The organism is Paenilisteria newyorkensis, assembly GCF_000766145.1.
Lineage (GTDB): Bacteria > Bacillota > Bacilli > Lactobacillales > Listeriaceae > Listeria_A > Listeria_A newyorkensis.
On the sequence record NZ_JNFB01000027.1, the window covers coordinates 1 to 2,708 of the forward strand.

General features: G+C 40.5%; 2 protein-coding genes. Both read right to left on the reverse strand.

Features of this window, described 5'->3' with window-relative positions; genetic code table 11:
* A partial coding sequence (locus EP58_RS10545; RefSeq protein ID WP_241481014.1) for a pectate lyase-like adhesive domain-containing protein occupies positions 1-1,639 on the reverse strand: 1,639 nt, incomplete at its 3' end.
* Between the two features lie 98 nt (positions 1,640-1,737).
* Positions 1,738-2,708, reverse strand: a 971-nt coding sequence (locus EP58_RS17525) for a toxin Cry1Ac domain D-VI-related protein (protein WP_036093257.1), incomplete at its 5' end; no start/stop codon positions are given.

The following is a 2,708-nucleotide window of genomic DNA, read 5'->3' on the forward strand; positions in this document are numbered from 1 at the left end:
AGTCTGCTTTTACTGTTGGATCTTGTACTTTATTCACTAAAGCTTGTGCCGCATCGATTGCCGCTTGGTCTGTTGTCGATTTAATGCCAGTTTTTGTTGCATCTGTGAATAGGGCATCCACAGCAGTTCTAGCCGCGTCCTGATCAGCAGTACCTTTTTGTACTACTGCTGTTGCACTTGAAGCCTGAGAATTCCATGTTGCCGTTGCTGTAACGTTTGCACCAACTACTTGTTTCGGAATAGTAATACTGTATTTACCGTCATCCCCAGCTTTTCCTTGGCCAATAATTGTTGATCCCACTTTGATTACAACATCTGCTTTTGGTTCTGCTGTCCCTGTTGCCAAAGTAGAATCTGTATCCAATTTATTAATTGTTGTTTGATCGATTGCTTTTGATGAAAAGCTTCCACCAACAATTTTACCTGTTGCTCCAGTATTATATCTACTATTAAATAGCGCGTTATTGGATGTCAGCTTCGTTTGTGACACGCTCTTCAAATAACCTGATAATGTAAATTGAGCATTTATAACTCCTGGATAAGTCGCAGTTGGCATTGAGTTTGTAACAGTTCCACGATCCCATGTACTAACACCCTGAGCAGATTGTAAAATGACATTAACTGCACTAGCATACGACCCCATTGCTGAACCTGCTGGGTTAAAGTTCGTTATAGAGAAGTTAGAGCCTTCTGCTAGCTTAAACGTATCACCAGTAATTACTGCACCTTGACTCCCGTTACTCTCTACTTCAAAAGTTGCGCCTGCTTCTACAAAAATATTACCTGTAGTTGCTTCTACCGCTTCTTCCACTGGATCACCTGCAACAGCTTTTAAAACGCTACCAGGTTGAAAATACATGCTACTTCCAACTGCTAGATGGATAGCTTGGAAGTTATCCGATTTTAAATCCATATTCCCATAGTTTATAAGCGTAAAATTGGTACCGCCATAAATCGATGCAGCTTTTGATCGAGTGATTAAGTTGGCATTATTACCTACAATTAATTTTCCTGCTGCAGCTTCCGAATTGATCGGCGAATTCCTTCTTGCAGTTGAGGTCGTAGCAAAATATGCCGTTGCATTATCCAAGATCGTCAAGTCTTTCCCTTCATAAACTTCCTCTGTTGTCGAAATACTAGTAACAGTTCCATCAATAATTAGATGTCCATATGGTAAATAAATCATTTGTCCACCGCTGTGATCTACATTCTTATAAGTAACCTCTAGATTGGCAACACTACCCCAAAACAATCCATAAATATCCGTATTTGTGATTCTTAAGTCTTCTATTAACCCCACAGTGTTTGCTGTGGCTAATTTAATTTGTTTACCATTGGCATTTAACGTATGGTCATTTCCGTGAATATTTTTCGTTGTATTCGTTACAGATGTTGTTTCTCCGATAGTGATATCAGCATTGATATAGATATCTGTGATAGCCGCGCTTGTAAGAGCCGCTTTCAGTTCAGGCCAAGTACCAACTGTCACACTGTAAGTTGGAAGGGCTTGTGCACCGATTGTTCCTGCTGGATTTTCTGCTGCCAATACGTTAAATGGAACTGCAGTCATTAGCTGGCTCCCGATGAGTATTGTTACTAACGCTATGCTACTTCCCTTTTTCAATAACCCTTTCTTCATTTATACACGCTCCTATGATTTAATTTTCATCTAGTTAAAGTAGATGAATTCTGTTCAAATTTAACGTAGCGGTACATTACATACCGCTACGTGAGAACCTATTTTGTAAATGCTGTTGATAAATCACTTGTCATGCGTTTGTCACTGTTTTTCGCTTGGACTTGAACGCTTGTTGCGCTTGGTGCTACATATGCTTTGAATGTGAAGCTACCATCTGAATTCACTGTCATTGTGCTTACGTTTTGTGTTCTCACAGCTACGCCATTCTCGTAAATTGTAATTAATTCCGTTCCTTTTGGTGCTGTTCCAACGATGTAGTTACCTTCCATTTTTTGAAGCGTTGGTGCTACTAATTTCACCACAGCAGATCCGGTTACTGTTGTGCTTGCTACGCGTAATGTGTTATAACCTGTCGTATCTCTGATTTCAATTTTAATAACTGTTCCTGCGGCTTGTTTCCCAATGCTTGATTGGAATGTCCCATCCGCTGCGATTGCTCCTGTCTTAACGGCTACACCATTGATGCTGATACGGAAACTTGTTGCTGATCCTGCTGTTACGGAACCTCTGATTACATCATCGTCTACAGTAACAGGACCAAGAACTGGTTTTTCATCATTAGTAATTGTTACTGTTTTACGAGCTTTTTCTGTCTTATCTTCATAGCCTACGACTTCTACTTTTGAACCTGCTTTGATGAATTTGTTAGTCGCGATGCTATATGTGCCATCTGCGTCGATTTGACCGACTTTTACAATAGTGCCATCAACGGATAGGCGCACGCTCGTGATACTTTTTCCAACTGTTCCTGTGATAGCTGTAGCAGTAAGGCCAGCATCGTTAGCTGTTAAGCTGTAATTCGATGGTGCACTTGTTGCGTCTAGTAGCTGTTGCGCTTTGTCTAGATCTTTTTGTAAGTTCGATTTAATTGTTGCATCTGTTACTGCATCGATAGCTTTTTGAGCGTCATCAATGGCTTTTTGATTAGTTGCTGGTTTGATTGCTCCTGATGTTGGGGTGTTGCTGTTGAATAGTTCATCCACTGCTTTTTTCGCTGCGTCTTGTTTAG